General features: G+C 48.8%; 17 protein-coding genes. 9 read left to right on the forward strand and 8 right to left on the reverse strand.

Annotated features, from left to right (window positions below; all coding sequences use genetic code 11):
* The 4 genes from G9F50_RS16295 to G9F50_RS16310 form a co-directional block, all read left to right on the forward strand.
* Positions 1 to 1,437 (forward strand): condensation domain-containing protein (locus tag G9F50_RS16295; RefSeq protein WP_260399195.1); only part of this gene is annotated, 1,437 nt, incomplete at its 5' end.
* 34 nt (positions 1,438 to 1,471) lie between these two features.
* Positions 1,472 to 5,308, forward strand: coding sequence for a surfactin non-ribosomal peptide synthetase SrfAC (srfAC, locus tag G9F50_RS16300; protein ID WP_060563066.1), 3,837 nt, complete (start codon positions 1,472 to 1,474; stop codon positions 5,306 to 5,308).
* Between the two features lie 18 nt (positions 5,309 to 5,326).
* Positions 5,327 to 6,058, forward strand: a complete 732-nt coding sequence (srfAD, locus tag G9F50_RS16305) for a surfactin biosynthesis thioesterase SrfAD (protein WP_012116775.1) — start codon at positions 5,327 to 5,329, stop codon at positions 6,056 to 6,058.
* Between the two features lie 121 nt (positions 6,059 to 6,179).
* Entirely contained in the window at positions 6,180 to 7,490 is a 1,311-nt protein-coding gene (locus tag G9F50_RS16310) for an aminotransferase class I/II-fold pyridoxal phosphate-dependent enzyme (RefSeq protein WP_012116776.1), read from the forward strand.
* 35 nt (positions 7,491 to 7,525) lie between these two features.
* On the opposite strand, the gene G9F50_RS16315 is transcribed toward G9F50_RS16310, so the two are convergent.
* From G9F50_RS16315 to G9F50_RS16340, 6 genes are all read right to left on the reverse strand, one after another.
* Positions 7,526 to 8,200, reverse strand: a complete 675-nt coding sequence (locus tag G9F50_RS16315) for a 4'-phosphopantetheinyl transferase family protein (protein ID WP_024084876.1) — start codon at positions 8,198 to 8,200, stop codon at positions 7,526 to 7,528.
* Between the two features lie 98 nt (positions 8,201 to 8,298).
* Entirely contained in the window at positions 8,299 to 8,910 is a 612-nt protein-coding gene (locus G9F50_RS16320) for a YczE/YyaS/YitT family protein (protein WP_023356699.1), read from the reverse strand.
* Positions 8,911 to 9,027: 117 nt separating this feature from the next.
* Positions 9,028 to 9,771 (reverse strand): cystine ABC transporter ATP-binding protein TcyC, encoded by a 744-nt coding sequence (gene tcyC, locus G9F50_RS16325; RefSeq protein ID WP_025284215.1) that lies wholly within the window; start codon positions 9,769 to 9,771, stop codon positions 9,028 to 9,030.
* A gap of 12 nt (positions 9,772 to 9,783) precedes the next feature.
* Positions 9,784 to 10,488, reverse strand: coding sequence for an amino acid ABC transporter permease (locus G9F50_RS16330; protein ID WP_003156375.1), 705 nt, complete (start codon positions 10,486 to 10,488; stop codon positions 9,784 to 9,786).
* A complete protein-coding gene (gene tcyA / locus G9F50_RS16335) occupies positions 10,475 to 11,272 on the reverse strand; it encodes a cystine ABC transporter substrate-binding lipoprotein TcyA (protein ID WP_003156373.1) in 798 nt (265 codons plus the stop codon). The genes G9F50_RS16330 and tcyA overlap by 14 nt, the downstream gene beginning before the upstream one ends.
* Positions 11,273 to 11,400: 128 nt before the next feature.
* Positions 11,401 to 12,273, reverse strand: coding sequence for a LysR family transcriptional regulator (locus tag G9F50_RS16340; protein WP_060563067.1), 873 nt, complete (start codon positions 12,271 to 12,273; stop codon positions 11,401 to 11,403).
* Between the two features lie 91 nt (positions 12,274 to 12,364).
* On the opposite strand from G9F50_RS16340, the gene G9F50_RS16345 reads away from it, so the two are divergent.
* Genes G9F50_RS16345 through G9F50_RS16360 form a run of 4 tightly spaced genes read left to right on the forward strand, consistent with a single transcriptional unit; the run spans position 12,365 to position 15,109 of the window.
* Complete coding sequence (locus G9F50_RS16345) at positions 12,365 to 12,979, forward strand: non-oxidative hydroxyarylic acid decarboxylases subunit B (protein ID WP_098080970.1); 615 nt, start codon at positions 12,365 to 12,367, stop codon at positions 12,977 to 12,979.
* A gap of 2 nt (positions 12,980 to 12,981) precedes the next feature.
* Positions 12,982 to 14,403 carry a phenolic acid decarboxylase BsdC gene (bsdC, locus tag G9F50_RS16350; protein ID WP_007410249.1) on the forward strand — a complete coding sequence of 474 codons (1,422 nt, stop codon included), beginning with the start codon at positions 12,982 to 12,984 and terminating at the stop codon, positions 14,401 to 14,403.
* A gap of 17 nt (positions 14,404 to 14,420) precedes the next feature.
* Positions 14,421 to 14,648: a non-oxidative hydroxyarylic acid decarboxylases subunit D gene (locus tag G9F50_RS16355; protein ID WP_007410250.1), complete on the forward strand. Its 228-nt coding sequence runs from the start codon at positions 14,421 to 14,423 to the stop codon at positions 14,646 to 14,648.
* Positions 14,648 to 15,109 (forward strand): hypothetical protein, encoded by a 462-nt coding sequence (locus G9F50_RS16360; RefSeq protein ID WP_060563069.1) that lies wholly within the window; start codon positions 14,648 to 14,650, stop codon positions 15,107 to 15,109. The genes G9F50_RS16355 and G9F50_RS16360 overlap by 1 nt, the downstream gene beginning before the upstream one ends.
* A 48-nt stretch (positions 15,110 to 15,157) precedes the next feature.
* On the opposite strand, the gene G9F50_RS16365 is transcribed toward G9F50_RS16360, so the two are convergent.
* On the reverse strand, positions 15,158 to 16,636 hold the full coding sequence (locus G9F50_RS16365) for a peptide MFS transporter (RefSeq protein WP_012116786.1): 1,479 nt from the start codon (positions 16,634 to 16,636) through the stop codon (positions 15,158 to 15,160).
* Between the two features lie 277 nt (positions 16,637 to 16,913).
* Here G9F50_RS16365 and G9F50_RS16370 point away from each other — a divergent pair, with 277 nt between their 5' ends.
* A complete protein-coding gene (locus G9F50_RS16370) occupies positions 16,914 to 18,659 on the forward strand; it encodes a right-handed parallel beta-helix repeat-containing protein (RefSeq protein WP_079891050.1) in 1,746 nt (581 codons plus the stop codon).
* 91 nt (positions 18,660 to 18,750) lie between these two features.
* Here G9F50_RS16370 and G9F50_RS16375 read toward each other — a convergent pair whose 3' ends face one another.
* A complete protein-coding gene (locus G9F50_RS16375; protein ID WP_014720711.1) occupies positions 18,751 to 18,972 on the reverse strand; it encodes a YczF family membrane protein in 222 nt (73 codons plus the stop codon).
* Positions 18,973 to 19,077 lie beyond the last annotated feature (105 nt).

Here is a 19,077-nt window from a genome sequence, read left to right on the forward strand (position 1 = left end):
ACGGAAGGCAAGCAGGCCGACCAGGGACCTGTCGAAGGCGAAGCGGCCTTAACGCCGATCCAGCGCTGGTTCTTTGAACGAAACTTCACGGACAAACACCACTGGAACCAATCCGTCATGCTTCACGCGAAAGACGGCTTTGATCCGGACCTGGTGGAAAAAACCCTGCAAGCATTGATTGAACACCATGATGCGCTCCGCATGGTTTACCGTGAAGAAAGGGAAGGCATCATTCAGACATACCTCCCTGTCACAGAATGCAAGGCAAGCTTTGAAATCGTTGATCTGTACGGAACTGACGAGGATATGCTGAAAAGCCAGATTCAACGGCTTGCCGATCATCTTCAGGGAAGTCTGGATCTGGAGAACGGCCCGCTGTTAAAAGCGGAGCAATACCGGACAGAACAAGGCGATCATCTGTTAATCGCGATTCACCATCTCGTCGTGGACGGGGTTTCATGGAGAATTCTGCTTGAAGATTTCGCTTCAGGTTATAAACAGGCGCAGCAGCAAAACAGCATCGTCCTCCCGCAAAAAACCCACTCCTTTAAAGATTGGGCGGAGGCGCTGAACACGTTTGCGCAATCAGAAGAGCTGAAAAAGCAGGCGGCTTATTGGGCGCAGGCAGATGCGGAAGAACTTCAGCCGCTGCCGAAAGACCATGATCCGAACAAACGGCTCGTCAAACATACGGCGGCCGTGAAATGTGAATTGACTGAGGAAGAAACGGCACAGCTGCTCACAGATGTTCATCATCCGTACGGGACGGAAATCAACGACATTCTGCTCAGCGCGCTCGGCTTAACGATCGGTGAATGGACGGAAAACGGCAAAGTCGGCATCAACTTAGAAGGACACGGCCGGGAAGAAATCATACCGAATGTCAATATTTCACGGACGGTCGGCTGGTTTACGGCCCAATATCCGTTGATTCTGCAGATCAGCAAGGAAGACGGCGTCTCTTCCGTCATTAAAACGGTAAAAGAGACGGTGCGGCGAGTTCCTGATAAAGGCGTCGGTTACGGGATTCTCCGGTATCTGTCATCCGATGAAACAGAAAAAGGCGCCGCGCCTGAAATCAGTTTTAACTACTTGGGGCAGTTTGACAATGAAGTGAAAACGGAATGGTTTGAGCCGTCTCCATATGATATGGGACGTCAAGTCAGCGAAGAGTCAGAGGCGTTATACGCACTGAGCTTCAGCGGGATGGTTACAGGCGGCCGCTTCGTCATTTCCTGCTCATACAATCAGGAAGAATATGAAAGAAGCACCGTCGAAACACAGATGCAGCGGTTTAAAGACAATCTCTTAATGATCATCTGCCATTGCACGGCCAAAGAGGAGAAAGAATTTACGCCGAGCGATTTCAGCGCGCAGGATCTTGAGATGGATGAAATGGGAGACATCTTTGACATGCTTGAGGAGAATTTAACGTGACAAAAACAGATAACAGAAGGGGGGAGCGGAGCAGATGAGCCAATTCAGCAAAGATCAGGTTCAGGACATGTATTATTTGTCGCCGATGCAGGAGGGAATGCTGTTTCATACTCTCCTGAATCCCGGCCAAAGTTTTTACATCGAACAAATGACAATGAAAGTAAAAGGCAGCTTGAATATCAAAAGCCTTGAAGAAAGCATGAATGTGATCATGGACCGGTACGATGTATTTCGTACCGTGTTCATTCACGAAAAAGTAAAAAGGCCGGTCCAAGTCGTATTGAAAAAAAGGCAGTTTCAGATAGAAGAAATCGATCTGACACATGTAACGGACAGCGAGCAAACAGCCAAAATCAATGAATACAAAGAACAGGATAAGATCAAGGGTTTTGATTTGACGCGGGATATTCCGATGCGGGCAGCCATTTTTAAAAAATCGGAAGAAAGCTTTGAATGGGTGTGGAGCTACCACCACATCATTTTGGACGGCTGGTGCTTCGGCATCGTCGTGCAGGATCTGTTTAAGGTATACAATGCCCTGCGCGAACAAAAGCCGTACAGCCTGCCGCCGGTCAAACCGTATAAAGACTATATCAAGTGGCTTGAAAAGCAGGATAAACAAGCATCACTGCATTACTGGCGCGGGTACTTAGAAGATTTTGAAGGACAAACGACATTTGCGGAGCAAAGAAAGAAACAAAAGGACGGCTATGAGCCGAAAGAGCTGCTCTTCTCACTGCCGGAGGCGGAAACAAAAGCATTTACCGAGCTTGCAAAATCGCAGCATACCACTTTGAGTACGGCGCTGCAGGCGGTTTGGAGTGTATTAATCAGCCGCTACCAGCAGTCCGGCGATTTGATCTTCGGTACAGTCGTTTCCGGGCGTCCCGCAGAAATCAAAGGCGTTGAACATATGGTCGGGCTGTTTATCAATGCTGTCCCGAGGCGGGTGAAGCTGTCTGAGGATACCACATTTAACGGCTTGCTCAAGCAGCTGCAGGAACAATCGCTGCAGTCTGAGCCGCATCAATATGTGCCGCTCTATGATATTCAAAGCCAGGCCGATCAGCCAAAGCTGATTGACCACATCATTGTGTTTGAAAATTATCCGCTTCAGGATGCAAAAAATGAAGAGAACAGTGAAAACGGCTTTGATATGGAGGATGTACACGTTTTTGAGAAATCGAATTATGATCTCAACCTGATGGCTTCTCCAGGTGATGAGATGCTGATTAAGCTTGCCTATAACGGGAATGTGTTTGATGAGGCGTTTATCCTGCGCTTAAAATCTCAGCTTCTCACAGCGATTCAGCAGCTCATCCAGAAGCCGGATCAGCCTGTCAATACGATCAGACTTGTTGATGAAAAGGAAAGAGAGCTTCTGCTTACCGGCTTAAACCCGCCGGCTCAGACTCATCAGGCGAAGCCTCTGACAGATTGGTTCAAGGAAGCGGTGAATGTAAATCCAGATGCACCGGCGCTTACGTATTCCGGCCAGACTCTTTCCTATCGTGAATTAGATGAGGAAGCGAACCGTCTTGCGCGCCGTTTGCAAAAGCAAGGTGCGGGTAAGGACACTGTTGTCGCGTTGTACACGAAGCGCTCGCTTGAGCTGGTGATCGGCATTCTCGGCGTATTAAAAGCGGGAGCGGCTTATCTGCCGGTTGATCCGAAGCTGCCGGAGGACCGAATCTCGTACATGCTGGCTGACAGTGCGGCAGCCTGTCTGCTGACACATCAGGAGATGAAAGAAAAAGCGGCTCAGCTGCCGTATACAGGAACAACACTCATCATCGATGATCAAGCACGGTTTGAGGAACAGGCAAGCGATCCTGCAGCCGCAATTGATCCCGATGATCCGGCGTATATTATGTATACGTCCGGCACAACCGGAAAGCCGAAGGGCAATATCACCACTCATGCCAATATTCAAGGATTGGTCAAGCATGTAGACTACATGGCATTTTCAGAAAAAGATACGTTCTTATCTGTTTCCAATTACGCCTTTGACGCATTTACCTTTGATTTCTACGCATCAATACTGAATGCGGCACGGCTCATTATCGCAGATGAACATACACTGCTTGATACAGAACGGCTCACTGATCTGATCCGGCAGGAGAATGTCAATGTCATGTTTGCGACAACCGCACTTTTTAATCTTCTCACCGATGCGGGAGAGGAGTGGCTGAAGGGGCTTCGCTGTGTGTTATTCGGGGGTGAGCGCGCGTCAGTGCCTCACGTCAGAAAGGCGCTTGAGATCATGGGGCCCGGCAAGCTGATTAATTGCTACGGGCCGACTGAGGGCACGGTGTTTGCGACAGCTCACGTCGTGCATGATATACCGGATTCCCTTTCCTCATTGCCGATCGGAAAGCCGATCAGCAATGCCAGTGTTTATATTCTTAACGGGCAAAATCAGCTTCAGCCGTTTGGAGCTGTCGGTGAACTGTGCATCAGCGGAATGGGTGTATCAAAAGGGTATCTGAACCGTCATGACCTGACGAAGCAAACGTTTATCCCAAATCCGTTCAAGCCGGGAGAAATGCTTTACCGCACAGGGGATTTAGCACGCTGGCTGCCGGATGGAACAATTGAATACGCCGGGCGTATTGACGATCAGGTCAAAATACGCGGACACCGGATTGAGCTTGAAGAAATCGAAAAGCAGCTGCAGGAATACCCGGGTGTGAAAGATGCGGTCGTTGTTGCAGACCGCCATGAGTCTGGAGATGCATCAATCAACGCCTACCTCGTGAACCGGACGCCGCTTTCAGCTGAAGACGTAAAGAGGCACCTGAAAAAACAGCTTCCTGCTTACATGGTGCCGCAAACCTTTACTTTCTTAGAGGAGCTTCCTTTAACGACAAACGGGAAGGTCAATAAACGGCAGCTGCCGAAACCGGATCAGGCTCAGGCGGCCAAAGAATGGATCGGGCCTCGAAACGCGACGGAAGAAACGATTGCACACATCTGGTCCGACATCCTCGGCAGACAGCAGATCGGGATTCATGATGATTTCTTCGCGCTCGGAGGCCATTCCTTAAAAGCGATGACGGCAGCGTCGCGCATTAAAAAAGAGCTCGGTACGGACATTCCGGTGCAGCTGTTATTCGAAGCGACGACAATCGCAGACATTGCCGGTTATCTGCTTCACGGTGAAGAAAAAGGAATGAAAGATCTCACCATCATGAATAAAAATCAGTCTGACACACTGTTTGCGTTCCCGCCGGTTCTCGGTTACGGGCTGATGTACCAGCCGCTGGCAAAACAGCTGTCCGGCTATAAAATCTGTGCGTTTGATTTTATCGAGGAAGACAACCGCATCGAACGCTACACAGAGCTGATCAATCAGCTCCAGCCGGAAGGACCGGTCAAGCTGTTCGGATACTCGGCAGGCTGCACGCTCGCCTTTGAAACGGCCAAACGGCTTGAAGCAGGGGGCCGTGAAGTGGAGCGGCTGATCATGGTTGATTCCTATAAAAAACAAGGCGTCAGCGACTTGGAAGGCCGCACCGTAGAAAGTGATGTCCAGGCGCTGATGAAGGTAAACCGGGACAATGAAGCGCTGAATAATGAAGCCGTCAAAGAAGGGCTCGCCAAAAAAACAAACGCGTTTTATTCTTATTTCGTGCATACCGTCAGCACCGGCAGGGTCAATGCGGATATAGATCTTTTAACGTCAGAACCGGACTTTGCGATGCCGCCGTGGCTCGCTTCGTGGGAGGAAGCCACGACAGGTGAATACCGTGTGAAAAAAGGCTGCGGCACTCACGCAGAAATGCTTCAGGGAGAATGTCTTGAAAGGAATGCGGCATATTTGCTCGAATTCCTAAAGAAGGAACATCCGAAGCTGACAACTTCACGATAGAAAAGGAGGAAGCCGCCAATGGTCCAGCTCTTTAAATCGTTCGATACCACAGAAAAAACGCAGCTCATCTGTTTTCCGTTCGCAGGAGGCTATTCCGCATCATTCCGCCCGCTCCACACCTACCTTCAAGGTGAGTGTGAGATGCTTGCCGCGGAACCGCCGGGACACGGAACAAATCAAATGTCCGCCGTTGAGGATTTTGAACAGCTTGTCAGTTTATACAAGCAGGAGTTGAATCTCCATCCCGACCGCCCGTTTGTGCTGTTCGGCCACAGTATGGGAGGCATGGTCGCTTTCAGGCTGGCGCAAAAGCTGGAGCGGGAGGGCATTTACCCGCAGGCCGTAATCATCTCAGCCATTCAGCCGCCGCATGTGGAAAGGAAAAAAGTGTCTCATCTTGATGATGAAAAATTTCTCGCCCATATTATCGAGCTTGGCGGAATGCCGCAGGAGTTAGTGGAGAATAAGGAGGTCATGTCATTTTTCCTGCCTTCTTTCAGATCCGACTACCGCGCGCTTGAAAGCTTCCGTCCGTCTGATTCTCACATCATTCAATCACCCGTCCATATTTTTAACGGGCGGAAGGATAAAAAATGTATCAAAGATGCGGACGGATGGAAAAAATGGGCCGACAATCCCGTATTTCATGAGTTTTCGGACGGCCACATGTTCATATTAAGTGAAACTGAAAAAGTGGCGGAACGAATCTATGAGATTATTAACAGGAGCACTGCAGGCCAATTGTTATAGGATATGACAGACAGCATTCGCTGTCTGTTTTTTGTAACAAAATCTGCCCGCGAGTTTTCTCATTTATCAAAAATTTTATGTTATGATTTGATGGAATATAATTTTGAAGGGATTGTCGTACATGAATGATGCAGCAAAAGAGCTGAACAGAACATTATCTGAAGAAAACCCGCACGTGCTTCATATGCTTTCTGATTTGGGCAGAGAGTTGTTTTATCCGAAAGGGGTGCTGACACAATCGGCGGAAGCGAAAGCCAAGGCCGGAAAGTATAATGCCACGATCGGGATTGCCACCTCACAGGGCGAGTCCATGCACTTTTCCCATATTCAAGAGACACTGTCCGCCTATAACCCCGATGATATCTACGATTATGCTCCGCCGCAGGGAAAAGAGCCGCTCAGACAGGAATGGCTGAAAAAAATGCGTCTCGAAAATCCTTCATTAGCCGGCAAAGACATCAGCACGCCGATCGTGACAAACGCTTTAACACACGGGCTGAGCATCGCCGCCGACTTGTTCGTCAATGAAGGGGATACGCTGCTTCTGCCTGATAAATATTGGGGGAATTACAATTTCATTTTCGGTGTCCGGCGCAAGGCATCCATTGAGACGTACCCGCTTTTTCAGCAGGATGGGCGTTTTAATGCGGCGGGGCTGTCCGAGCTGCTGAAAAAGCAGGAAGAAAAGGCGATTGTCGTGCTGAATTTCCCGAATAATCCGACAGGCTATACGCCGGGAGAAGAGGAAGCGGCAGAAATCGTCAGCGTGATTCTGGAGGCGGCGGAGGCCGGCAAAGAGATTGTCGTGCTCGTAGACGATGCGTATTACAATCTGTTTTACGATGAAACGGCCATTCAGGAATCCATTTTCAGCAAACTCGCCCAAGTGCACGACCGGGTGCTTTGCGTAAAAATAGACGGCGCAACGAAGGAAAATTACGCGTGGGGTTTCCGCGTCGGTTTTATTACGTACAGCACAAAAAGCGAAAAAGCGCTGCGCGTGCTTGAGGAAAAAACAAAAGGGATTATCAGGGGAACGATTTCAAGCGCCCCGCACCCGTCCCAAACGTTTATGCTGCGGGCGATGCAGTCACCGGAATACGAGAAAGAAAAATCGCTGAAATATAACATCATGAAAAAACGGGCTGACAAAGTGAAAGCCGTTCTTGCAGAAAACAAGCACTATGAAGACGTATGGACGCCTTATCCGTTTAACTCGGGTTATTTCATGTGTGTCCGGCTGAAAGACATAAACGCCGGCGAATTGAGAGTATCGTTGCTTGAAAAGAGAGGAATCGGGACGATATCCATTAATGAAACCGATTTGCGAATCGCATTTTCATGTGTTGAAGAAGAACACATCGCGGATCTGTTCGAAGAAATTTATCAAGAAGCAAAGCAGCTGCAGAAACAGGCGGAAATATCAGGCTGACAAAAAAGGAGGGGGGCACCCTCCTTTTTCCATGCTTACAGCAGCTCTTCATACGTTTTCATCTCAATCCCGTCACAAAAATCGGGATGCGCCGCACAAACGGCCAGCTTATACTCCTCGTCCGCATCATATGTGCGGATGAAACAAGGTTCATGCCCGTCCGGAAGCTCAATGGACACATGGCCGTCGTCTTTGAGGCGGACGCTGAATGAATCAAGCGGCAGGGAAAGCCCTTTTCCGGCCTGTTTGATAAAGCTTTCTTTCATCGACCACAGGTGGTAAAAATAATCGGTCTGCTGATCGGGGTGTTTCGCTTGCAGATCACTGTATTCCGTCGGCGAGAAAAACCGTTTGGCGATATCAATCGTGCCGGGCTTCATTTTTTCAATATCAATGCCGATCGGTTTTGAATCAACGGCGCACACGATCCAGCGACCGGAGTGGGAAATGTTAAAGTGCATGTCCGGAAGCGCGGGGATGTACGGCTTTCCGTATTCCTGAACGCTGAATGAAATCCCGGCCGGATCAAGTCCGTAAGCCTTCGCCGCAGCGGTGCGGATCAGCATGTCGCCGATCAAGGTGCGGTGAGCATCCTCCTTATGGTAAAAGCGCCGGCATTTTTCCCGCTTTTCGGCGGACACGGCCGCCATCATCCGATCCTCTTCCCCTGCAGAAAGCGGGCGGTCCATATATACTCCGTAAATTTTCATGTCCAGATCCTCCGTCTGAAAATATTGTCAAAACCATCCTATCATATCAGGCGAAAGCTGTCCGAAAATAAAAAAACAAAACCGTTTCGGCTTTGTTTTTAATGAACGGACGTTGCCCGCCCGGAGATCGCGTATGTTAACAGTTTAGAGGACTGCGGCAAAGAAAAACGCAGAATCAGCCCCGTCAAAACAGCCGTAATAATGGTTCCGGCGCCGATCGGTCCGCCCATCATCCAGGCTGCGGCAAGAATCGTCAGCTCAATGCCGTTCCGCACCCATTGCACGTTCCAGCCCGTTTTTTCAGATATCAGCATCATCAGAGAGTCCCGGGGGCCCGCGCCGAGCCCTGCTGATACGTAAATACCGACGCCGCAGCCGATCAGCAGCAATCCGATAGAAAAACACACGGCCGCTAAGGAAAAAGCGTGCGTCTCAGGAAGCAGAAACGAAAAGAAATCAATAAACATTCCCATCAGCACCATGTTTAAGATAGCGCCGATTTTCGGGAGTGTCCTTGTGAACAGGCAGGTTAAAGCCACGATGACCGCGCCGACCACGATGGACCATTGGCCGACAGAAAGCCCGAAATGCTGAAAAAGCCCATAATGAAAGGCATCCCAAGGGCTGATGCCGAGAGCTTTTCCTTTAATGGTTAACGATACCCCGAAAGACAAAATTAACAGACCGGCAAAATAAAACGTCCAGCGCATCAAGAATTCCCGCTTCAAAGAGGTCCCTTCTTTCATAAAATTTCATTAATTGTCATTGTAGCATAACCGCCAAAAAAAAGAAGAAGCGAAATCAGTGTTTCGCTTCTTCTCCCGCTCCTACAAAGGATTCAGTATACGATTTAAAAACCGCTGCGTGCGTTCTTCTTTCGGCGCGGAGAAAATTTGTTCCGGCGGTCCTTGTTCCACAATGACGCCGCCGTCAATGAAGATGACTTCATCGGCCACTTCCTGCGCGAATTTGATTTCATGGGTGACGACGACCATCGTCCAGCCCTCGTTCGCCAAATCCTTAATCACTTTGAGCACCTCGCCGACCAGCTCCGGATCAAGCGCTGACGTCGGTTCGTCAAACAGCATCAGCTCGGGCTGAATCGCAAGCGCGCGGGCGATGCCGACACGCTGCTGCTGACCGCCGGAAAGCTGGAACGGATATAAATCCATTTTGTCTTTGAGTCCGACTTTTTCCAGAAGCTCCATCGCTTCTTTTCTGACTTGCTCCTTGTCGCGCTTTTGCACTTGAATGGGTCCTTCCATGACGTTTTCAAGCGCCGTGCGGTGAGGAAACAGATGATACGCCTGAAAGACCATGCCTGATTTGCGGCGGAGGCGAAGAATATCAGCCTGCTTCACTTTTTTGGAGAAATCTATTGAAAAATCGGAGAATGCCAGCTCGCCGCGATTGGGGATCTCAAGCGCGTTCAGACAGCGCAGAAGCGTCGTTTTTCCTGAACCGGACGGTCCCAGAACGGCGATGACTTTCCCTTTTTCTATCTCCATATCTATCTTTTTTAAAATTTCATTCTGTCCGAATGATTTATTTAATCCTTTGACGGAAAGCATATCGAAACCTCCTTATTTGGCCACATAACGGTCGAGACGCCGTTCGATCACGTGCTGTACGATTGACAGCAAGAAGCAGATGATCCAATAAATAAAGGCGGCTTCAATATAGATGACCAAGATTTGATCAAGGTTTTGCGCGCCGATTTCCTGCGCTTTTCTGAACAGCTCCGCGACGAGAATCTGTGACGCGAGAGATGTATCCTTGATCAGGCTGATAAATGTATTTGATAATGGCGGAATGGACACGCGAAACGCCTGCGGCAGGATCACGCGGAACAATGTCTTGCGATAGGTCATGCCGATCGTATAACCGGCTTCCCATTGCCCTTTCGGCACGGATGAAATAGATGCCCGGATGATTTCAGAAGCGTAGGCGCCCACGTTTAATGAAAACGCGATGACTGCGCTTGGGAAAGGGTCCAGCGTAATATTAAATGTCGGGAACAGATAAAAAATGATGAACAATTGAACGAGAAGAGGAGTGCCGCGCACCGCTGATACGTATACGCTGAACACCCACCTCAATGGTTTCATATTTGACATTCTGGCGAGCGCCGTAATCAGCGCGATGATCATTCCGAAAATAAAGGAAAGAATGGTAAGGGGAATCGAGTAATAGATTCCCCCGGAAAGAATCGGCCAGAATGACTGCTGCACCAAATCCCAAGGAATGGCTGTTGCAATCACGGGTTCCGGCATGTTACTTAGAAACATCTTCGCCGAACCATTTTTTCGCTATTTTAGAAAGAGTCCCGTCCTCTTTCATTTCTTTTAACGCCTTGTTGACGTGAGTCACAAGTTCGCCGCTTCCTTTTCGGAATGCGAAATACGTCTGCTGCGGCTGGCCTGCTTCAAACGCGATTTTCACGTTTTTATTGCCGGACGTTTTTAAGTAGTTCAGTACGGCAAGCTTATCGTTGTAAGTCAGATCAGCGCGGCCCTGCTGAATGAGCTGAAGGGATTGCGCCATGCCTTCAACGCCTTCAATTTTCGCACCGGCTTCTTTCGCTAATTTATTGTAATTGCTTGTTAATGACTGAGCCGCTGTTTTTCCTTTGACATCAGCCTCTTTCGCAATCGTGCTGTCTTTTTTCGTCACGACGACTGCATTTGACGTTGTGTATTTATCCGAAAAATCATATTGGTTCTCACGGCCTGTTTTGCCGACTTGGTTGGCAACGACGTCAAACCGTTTCGCGTTTAATCCGGCAAACATGCTGTCCCATTGCGTTTCTTTAAAGTCAGCTTTCAGACCGAGGCGTTTCGCGACTTCTTGAATCACTTCAACATCATATCCGGTCAGTTTGTCAGTCTTTTTATCATGGAAGGTAAACGGTTCGTACGTTCCTTCTGTGCCGACGGTCAGTACGCCTTTTTTCTTGACAGAAGCCCAAAGATCGCCGTCTTTTGACTTAGATCCGCTGTCCTGTGAGTTTCCGCAGGCTGCAAGCATTGCGATGCTGACCATCATGAACAAAGCGAATAATGCTTTTTTCATCTTCTTTATTCCCCACTTTTCTGAGTAGTTTTATTGAGAAAAAATAGCTCCCAATTGTAAAGGATAACTTTTTTTTAGTATGAGTCAAGTAATTGGTTTTCATAAGCGGGAATTCTTCGTGTTCCGGATCAAAATAATTCCAAAAACTGTCTGACCGGCTTCGGCAGATAGCTGTCTTTCCTCCAGATGACGGCCGGTGTCATGACAAACGGGTTGTCTTCGATGATAACCGTTTTGACATGCGAACGCATATGGGCGGGAATCATCGTCAAAGGCAGAATTGTGGCGCCGAACCCTGATGATACGAGGCTCAAGAGCGTCGCGGAGTCATGGCATTCACAGACAACCTGAAGGTCGAGACCGTACTGTTCACAAACTTGGAGGACTTGGTCATACACACCTCTTCCATTGACGGTGCGCAAAAGGATCAAAGGCAAAGAGGCGATGTCATTCAGTTTAATCGTTTCTCCGCACAGTCGTTTTGAATGCTCGGACAGCACCAATACACACGGAATGTCTTCAAGCTCCTTCGATTCAATTCCGTCGTTTTTAATCAAGGTGGTGGTGACGGCGGCGTCAATCTGCCGGGTTTCCAGAAGCTCGAGCAGTGAGACGGGCTCATCTTCCCAAATGTTAAAGGTGAGATGCGGAAACCGCTCTTTCATCTGTGACACTTTCTCAAGCATGAGTGCGGCGCAGTAAATGGTTGACCCGACGGCAAGTGTCCCGGCCACCGCCTCCTTCAGCTCTTGTACCTCGATAATGGCATCCTCAAACTTATGAAGAATCTCTTTCGCTCTTTTCAAAAAGACATTTCCTTCATATGTAAGGGTCATTTGTTTCTTTTTATTGCGGTCAAACAGAATGACGCCCAATTCTTCTTCGAGCTGTTTCAGCTGTCTGCTTAAAGGCGGCTGTGCCATATGAAGCTTTTTGGCGGCCGTCGTGATTTTCTGCTCTTGGGCAATGGTGATGAAATAACGCAATTGCCGGATATCCATGAGAACGCGCTCCTTTCTTTTATACCTTTAAGGTATGATACATAGATTTAACGAATATTTTTCATATGGATATATCAGGAGTATGATGGTTTTGACACCACATTTCAAGCGTAAAGGAGGGGTCGATATGAAGCTCGTCATCGGAATGACCGGGGCAACAGGAGCCATATTCGGGATCAGGCTTTTAGAATATTTAAAAGCCGCGAAGATCGAAACCCATCTTGTCGTGTCTCCTTGGGCAAATGTCACCATTACACATGAAACCGATTATACGTTAAAAGATGTCGAGAAACTCGCATCCTATACGTATTCTCACAAAGACCAAGCCGCGGCGATTTCAAGCGGTTCGTTTGAAACGGACGGGATGATCATCGCTCCGTGCAGCATGAAATCACTGGCAAGCATCCGCACCGGAATGGCTGACAATCTGCTGACAAGGGCGGCTGACGTCATCTTGAAGGAGCGGAAAAAACTTGTGCTGCTGACAAGAGAAACGCCGCTCAGCCAAATTCATTTAGAAAATATGCTAGCGCTTACAAAAATGGGTTCCGTCATTCTTCCGCCGATGCCGGCATTTTATAACAAGCCGGCTGACATGGATGAATTGATCGACCATATTGTGTTCCGGACGCTCGATCAGTTCGGCATCCGTCTGCCGGAAGCGAAACGGTGGTACGGAATTGAAAAACAAAAAGGAGGAATCTGATAATGGCCTATCAGGATTTTAGGGAATTTCTCGCCGCTCTTGAAAAAGAAGGGCAGCTCTTAACAGTCAACGAAGAGGTGAAACCGGAGCCGGATCTGGGCGCCGCCGCGCGTGCAGCCAGCAATCTCGGGGATAAAACCCCTGCGCTTTTGTTTAACAATATTTACGGACATCACCATGCGCAGGTGGCTCTGAATGTCATCGGCTCGTGGCCGAATCACGCGATGATGCTCGGCATGCCGAAAGATACGCCGGTAAAGGAACAATTCTTTGAGTTCGCCAAACGGTACGATGCATTTCCGGTGCCGGTCAAGCGGGAAGAAACCGCGCCGTTTCATGAAAATGAAATAACGGAAGATATCAATCTATTTGACATCCTTCCGCTATTCAGAATCAACCAGGGGGACGGCGGCTACTATTTGGATAAAGCGTGTGTCATTTCCCGCGATCTTGAAGATCCGGACAATTTCGGCAAGCAGAATGTCGGCATTTACAGAATGCAGGTAAAGGGAAAAGACCGCCTCGGCATTCAGCCCGTGCCTCAGCATGATATTGCGATTCATCTTCGCCAAGCTGAAGAACGCGGCGTGAATCTTCCCGTTACGATCGCGCTCGGCTGTGAGCCGGTGATTACGACGGCTGCATCAACTCCGCTGTTATACGATCAATCCGAGTATGAAATGGCCGGCGCGATTCAAGGGGAGCCCTACAGAATCGTCAAATCTAAACTGTCTGATTTAGACATCCCTTGGGGCGCTGAAGTCGTTCTGGAAGGAGAGATCCTTGCGGGAGAACGGGAATACGAAGGACCTTTCGGTGAGTTCACGGGCCATTATTCAGGCGGCCGCAGCATGCCGGTGATCAAAATCAAACGGGTATATCATAGAAACAATCCGATTTTTGAACATTTATACTTAGGCATGCCGTGGACGGAGTGCGATTATATGATTGGCATTAATACGTGCGTGCCGCTTTACCAGCAGCTCAAGGAAGCTTATCCGAACGAAATTGTCGCCGTGAACGCGATGTATACGCACGGCCTGATCGCCATTATTTCCACGAAAACGCGCTACGGCGGATTTGCCAAGGCGGTCGGCATGCGCGCCCTGACGACGCCGCACGGACTCGGCTACTGCAAAATGGTCATTGTCGTGGATGAGGATGTCGATCCGTTTAACCTGCCGCAAGTCATGTGGGCGCTCTCAACGAAAATGCATCCGAAACACGATGCAGTCATCATTCCTGACCTGTCCGTCCTTCCGCTTGACCCGGGGTCTGATCCGGCAGGGATGACACACAAAATGATTCTTGACGCGACAACGCCCGCCGCGCCGGAAACAAGAGGCCATTATTCTCAGCCGCTTGATTCTCCGCTGACAACGAAAGAGTGGGAACAAAAACTGATGGACTTAATGAATCAATAAGAAAGGATGAGGTTGCAATGAAAACATGCCCGCGCTGTGAATCGAAAAAAGGAGAAACCGTCAGCCAATCGCCGGTCAAAGGCGCCTGGGAAATTTACCAATGCCAAACCTGCTTTTTCACATGGAGATCCTGTGAACCGGAAAGCATCACGAATCCGGCGGCATTCAACCCGGCATTTAAAATTGATCCGAAAGAAACGGAGACGGCCGCACATGTTCCCGCTGTTCCGGAAAGAAAAGCGTAATGCTGACGGAGCACTTGCCCGAGGCGCTTTACACGCTTTTAGACGGGACGGAGCTTGAAAAAAAGCAGCACGACGCATTTGTGCTCCAATCCGTGACAAAAGAAGGCCGTCCGCACGCGGCCATGATCAGCGCCGGTGAAATCGTGGCCGTGAGCAAAACAAATCTCCGGCTCGCCTTATGGAAAAACACGACGACCGTAAGAAGCCTTCTGCATTCGGGACAAGCTCTTTTCATCGCCTGGCACGGAGGAGCCGCTTATTACGTCACATTGGAATGTGAGGCGCTTCTGCCGCTGAAAGAGGCGAAACACGAGCGGGAACGGTTCAGCTGCCGCGTGATCACCGTCAAGGAAGATCGGGCGAAATACGCGGATCTGACATCCGGACCGGCCATCCAGCTCCACGAACCGGAAGATGTCTTGAAGAGATGGAGAGAAACGCTTGAGGAGTTAAAACGATAGACGCATCAAAAAAGCCTGCGGACGATTCCGCAGGCTTTTCTTTATCTGTTATTGAACGCCTTTCATCGCCCGTTTAATAACGGGAGACAGAAGAATCAAAATAATACCGAGAATGATCGAAACAAGACCGATTGAGCCGAAGTAGGCCGCTTCAGAAATCTTATCAAACAAACCGACTACTTTTGCGTTCAGGGCTTGACCGCAGGCGTTTGTTAAAAACCACATGCTCATCGTCTGCGCTGAGAAAGCGGCAGGCGCAAGTTTCGTTGTGACGGATAAACCGACCGGTGAAAGGCAAAGCTCACCAAGCACAACCAAAAGGAAGCTGAGCACAAGCCAAAGCGGGCTCACAAGCTCGCCGCTTCCGCCCATAACCGGAAGCACCATGACTAAAAATGATAATCCGGCAAGGATAATGCCGATCGCGAATTTAATCGGTGTTGAAGGCTGGCGTTTGCCGAGTTTCATCCAGATCCAGGCGAACACCGGCGCGAAAATAACAATGAATAATGGGTTCAGAGACTGGAACCATGAAGACTCAAGATGCATGCCCGCAAAGGAAAGTCTCGTGCGCTGATCCGCATATAAAGCAAGAATTGTCGCGCCCTGCTCCTGAATCGCCCAGAACATTGCCGCTGCAACAAACAGCGGAACATAAGCCGCAAGCCGTGATTTTTCCGTTTTCGTCGCTTTTTTGCTCGTGAACATCACGATAAAGTAAATAACCGGAATGACAATGCCGAGGATACTGACGGTATCAATCACACGCTGGATCGTCAGCCAGCCGGTTTGAATCAGAACGATGATAACGGCTGCTGCGATGACCACTCCGATTCCCGTGCCGATCACTGATGATTTAGAAATCGGATTCGGTACATTGGAGCCTGCTTTGCCGAGGTATTTCTTTCTCGTAAGAGCGAAAACAATCAGTCCGAGGAACATACCGGCCGCGGCGCATCCGAAGCCTAAGTGGTAGTTGTACTTCTGTCCGAGTGTTCCGACAATTAGCGGCGCAAGCAATCCGCCGAGGTTGATCCCCATGTAAAAGATGCTGAAACCTGAGTCGCGGCGCTCGTCTTCCTTCGTATATAAATCTCCGACAACGCTGGATACGTTTGGTTTAAGCAGGCCGGTTCCGATAATGATCAGAGCCATGCTGGTAAAAAACGCCGCCGTGCTGCCAGGGAAGGCAAGAGCGATGTGCCCGAACATAATTAAAATTCCGCCGTAAAATACGGTGTTTGCCGTGCCGAATACCCGGTCGGCCAGCCATCCGCCGATGACGCTCGACATGTATACGAGAGACCCGTATATGGACATGATGGCAACTGCGGTCGTTTTATCAAAGCCGAGACCGCCATGAGCGACTTCCGTGTATAAATAGTAAAGCAATATGGCTCTCATACCATAGTAGGAGAAACGCTCCCAAAATTCGGTGAAAAACAGTGTGAACAAGCCGCGGGGATGACCGAAAAAGCCTCGTTGCGGCACAGTTTCTGTTATAGAGTCCTTATCAATAGATGCCACCTGAGCCAACCCTTTCTTAAAAAAGTGTATTACAAAAATCATATTCTTATATAATACTTGTGTCAATATAATTTATACTGAATTCAAAAAATTCCAGAATGAAAAGATATTAAAACGTTGAATATAGACGGATTTTCCTAATTCCAATGACTTATTTTGTTATATTATCTAACTAAACTATCTTTATAAACTTTTTTAATAAAATTTAAAGTATGTACAGGCGGAGCGGGATATGGAGAATAAGATGACAATAAGAGAGGAAGGAGGAGATTATCACTTGCCGAATCGTATATTGGATATTACGGATTGCGGTGTGGCGGCAGACGGAAAAACCGACGTGACGGGCGCCATCAACCAATGCTTGGCCAAGGCCGTCAGCGAAGGCTGTCATACGGTGTTTTTTCCGCCGGGAACCTATAAAATCAACGGCACGCTTGGCGGGGACAGCAGCCAGCCGTTTCGGAACGCCGGGATTAACGTGCCAAGCCATCTCACCATCGTTTTAGATCCGGAATGCACGATTAAAGTGGCGCCGAACAGCTCCTGGGGCTACTCGGCTTTCTATATAGGCAGGCGGGAAAATGTCACCATCACCGGCGGCCGGATCATCGGCGAACGGGATGAACACACGTATACCAATGTCCCTTTGCGTTCGACCCATGAATGGGGGTTTGGAATCTGTATTGAAGGCAGCAGCAATGTGCTGATCGAAAATGTGAAGATTTCGGATTTTACGGGAGACGGCATTATTGTCAGCCCGCTCGGGTTAAAAACAAACAGTGATTACGAAACTTCAGAACAGGTGACCATCCGCCGCTGTGAGATCAGGCAGTCAAGGCGAAACAACATTTCAATCACCGGCTGCAATACCGTTACGGTGGAAGAATGCGTGATTGAAGACGCCGGGCAAGGGAACGGAACGGCTCCGAAATTCGGAATCGATATTGAATCGTACGGAGAAGGCGATATTGATTATGAAGAAGCTCTTCATATTACGGTCCGCAACAACTTCTTTTCCGGAAACGCCGCAAGCTCAGTCACCAATTTTAACGGATATCATGTGTTAATTGAAGGAAATCATTCCGATAACACAATCAGCTACGGGTATGGGGCACATACCGTCATTTCGGGGAATGTCTTCTTTCGGTCAGACGGCGGCTCAAGGACCGCAGTCGCCGGACAAGGTGTGTCACAAGGACAGGACAGCAGCAATGCCGTCATTTCCAACAATCTGATTACCGGTTTTTCCACCGGAATAGATGTAAGGGGAAAAAGCGTCCTCGTCACCCATAACAAAATCAGTCAATTTGAAAATACGGGCATTTCCGTCTATCAGGCAGAAGATGTGACCGTTGACGGCAATGTCATTGAAAACGGACGTTCCGAAACGAGACGAAGCACTGGGATGCGGGCGACGCTGTCGGAAAACGCCGTCTTTATGAATAATACTCTGAATCAGGTAACGGACGGAATCAGCATGTCGGCCGGCAATATCACCGTAAAACAAAATGTGCTGAAATCGTTCAGCCGGGGCATATGGGTCACAGGCGGAAATGCCGTTATTGAAGGAAATACGCTGATTCCGAATGCGTATCAGGGCGCCGCGGAGTCCTATGCCGTATCTGTGACAAATGACGCCAGGGCTGTCATCAAGGGAAATCTCTTCAAAAGCTACAAAAACTATCCCATTTTCAGTTCAACATCCTCGGGAACCTCTGTCATCAGCAACCGCTTTGAATCATCACCGCTTATCGTTACCGTGTATCTGAATTCAGGCACGCATGAAGTCATAGACAATACGCTCACGATCAACCGAACGGCGGGCAGCCCGATCGGCATCTATCTGAACGGAACCTCAAATTCCCTCGTGTCGGGCAATACCATCAACAACCTTTCCGCCGCTTCTGCTTCCGCCATCCAAACCAATTCCTCCGCAAGTACTAAAATCATCGGCAACCGCATTATCAGAGGCGTCATTGTGAAACACGCGACAGATACGGACAGCGGAAATATCGTCATCTGAAAACGGTCCCGCCGGAAAAATAAAAAGAACACATGAACTCCGAAAGAAGGAGGGATGTGTTCTTTTTTGACACAATACAGCCGTGCGCCTGTCAGGCATCTTTTTTACCTGATTTATATAAAACGATCATTTCTCTGATTAAAAAGAGGGCGAATAAAAACAGCATCAGCCATTCTGAGAAGGTGGTCAATTTAAAAGCGGACAGGTTGTTTTGGACCGCTCCATAGAAACTGAAACCTTGCAGCATATCCATCGTTACCGAAATGATCAGACAGGCAGCCAGCAAAAAAAATGAAACCCCCAATATTTTCATGCGCATCACTCTCCCTTTTTATCCTTTTCGATTACGCAGAACTTATACAGACTTTCCGCCGTGCATAATCTTTTGCCGTACAGGAAGAATATGAAAAAAACGAGG

It is taken from the genome of Bacillus sp. EKM206B, assembly GCF_011066015.1.
Lineage (GTDB): Bacteria > Bacillota > Bacilli > Bacillales > Bacillaceae > Bacillus > Bacillus velezensis.

Bases quoted from the DNA above. Each gene is read 5' to 3' on its own strand.
- G9F50_RS16315 (WP_024084876.1), bottom strand. From the start codon at position 8,200: ATGAAAATTTACGGAGTATATATGGACCGCCCGCTTTCTGCAGGGGAA.
- srfAC (WP_060563066.1), top strand. From the start codon at position 1,472: ATGAGCCAATTCAGCAAAGATCAGGTTCAGGACATGTATTATTTGTCG.
- bsdC (WP_007410249.1), top strand. From the start codon at position 12,982: ATGGCCTATCAGGATTTTAGGGAATTTCTCGCCGCTCTTGAAAAAGAA.
- G9F50_RS16320 (WP_023356699.1), bottom strand. From the start codon at position 8,910: ATGCGCTGGACGTTTTATTTTGCCGGTCTGTTAATTTTGTCTTTCGGG.
- tcyA (WP_003156373.1), bottom strand. From the start codon at position 11,272: ATGAAAAAAGCATTATTCGCTTTGTTCATGATGGTCAGCATCGCAATG.
- tcyC (WP_025284215.1), bottom strand. From the start codon at position 9,771: ATGCTTTCCGTCAAAGGATTAAATAAATCATTCGGACAGAATGAAATT.
- G9F50_RS16360 (WP_060563069.1), top strand. From the start codon at position 14,648: ATGCTGACGGAGCACTTGCCCGAGGCGCTTTACACGCTTTTAGACGGG.
- G9F50_RS16330 (WP_003156375.1), bottom strand. From the start codon at position 10,488: ATGTTTCTAAGTAACATGCCGGAACCCGTGATTGCAACAGCCATTCCT.
- G9F50_RS16355 (WP_007410250.1), top strand. From the start codon at position 14,421: ATGAAAACATGCCCGCGCTGTGAATCGAAAAAAGGAGAAACCGTCAGC.
- G9F50_RS16340 (WP_060563067.1), bottom strand. From the start codon at position 12,273: ATGGATATCCGGCAATTGCGTTATTTCATCACCATTGCCCAAGAGCAG.
- G9F50_RS16375 (WP_014720711.1), bottom strand. From the start codon at position 18,972: ATGAAAATATTGGGGGTTTCATTTTTTTTGCTGGCTGCCTGTCTGATC.
- G9F50_RS16310 (WP_012116776.1), top strand. From the start codon at position 6,180: ATGAATGATGCAGCAAAAGAGCTGAACAGAACATTATCTGAAGAAAAC.
- srfAD (WP_012116775.1), top strand. From the start codon at position 5,327: ATGGTCCAGCTCTTTAAATCGTTCGATACCACAGAAAAAACGCAGCTC.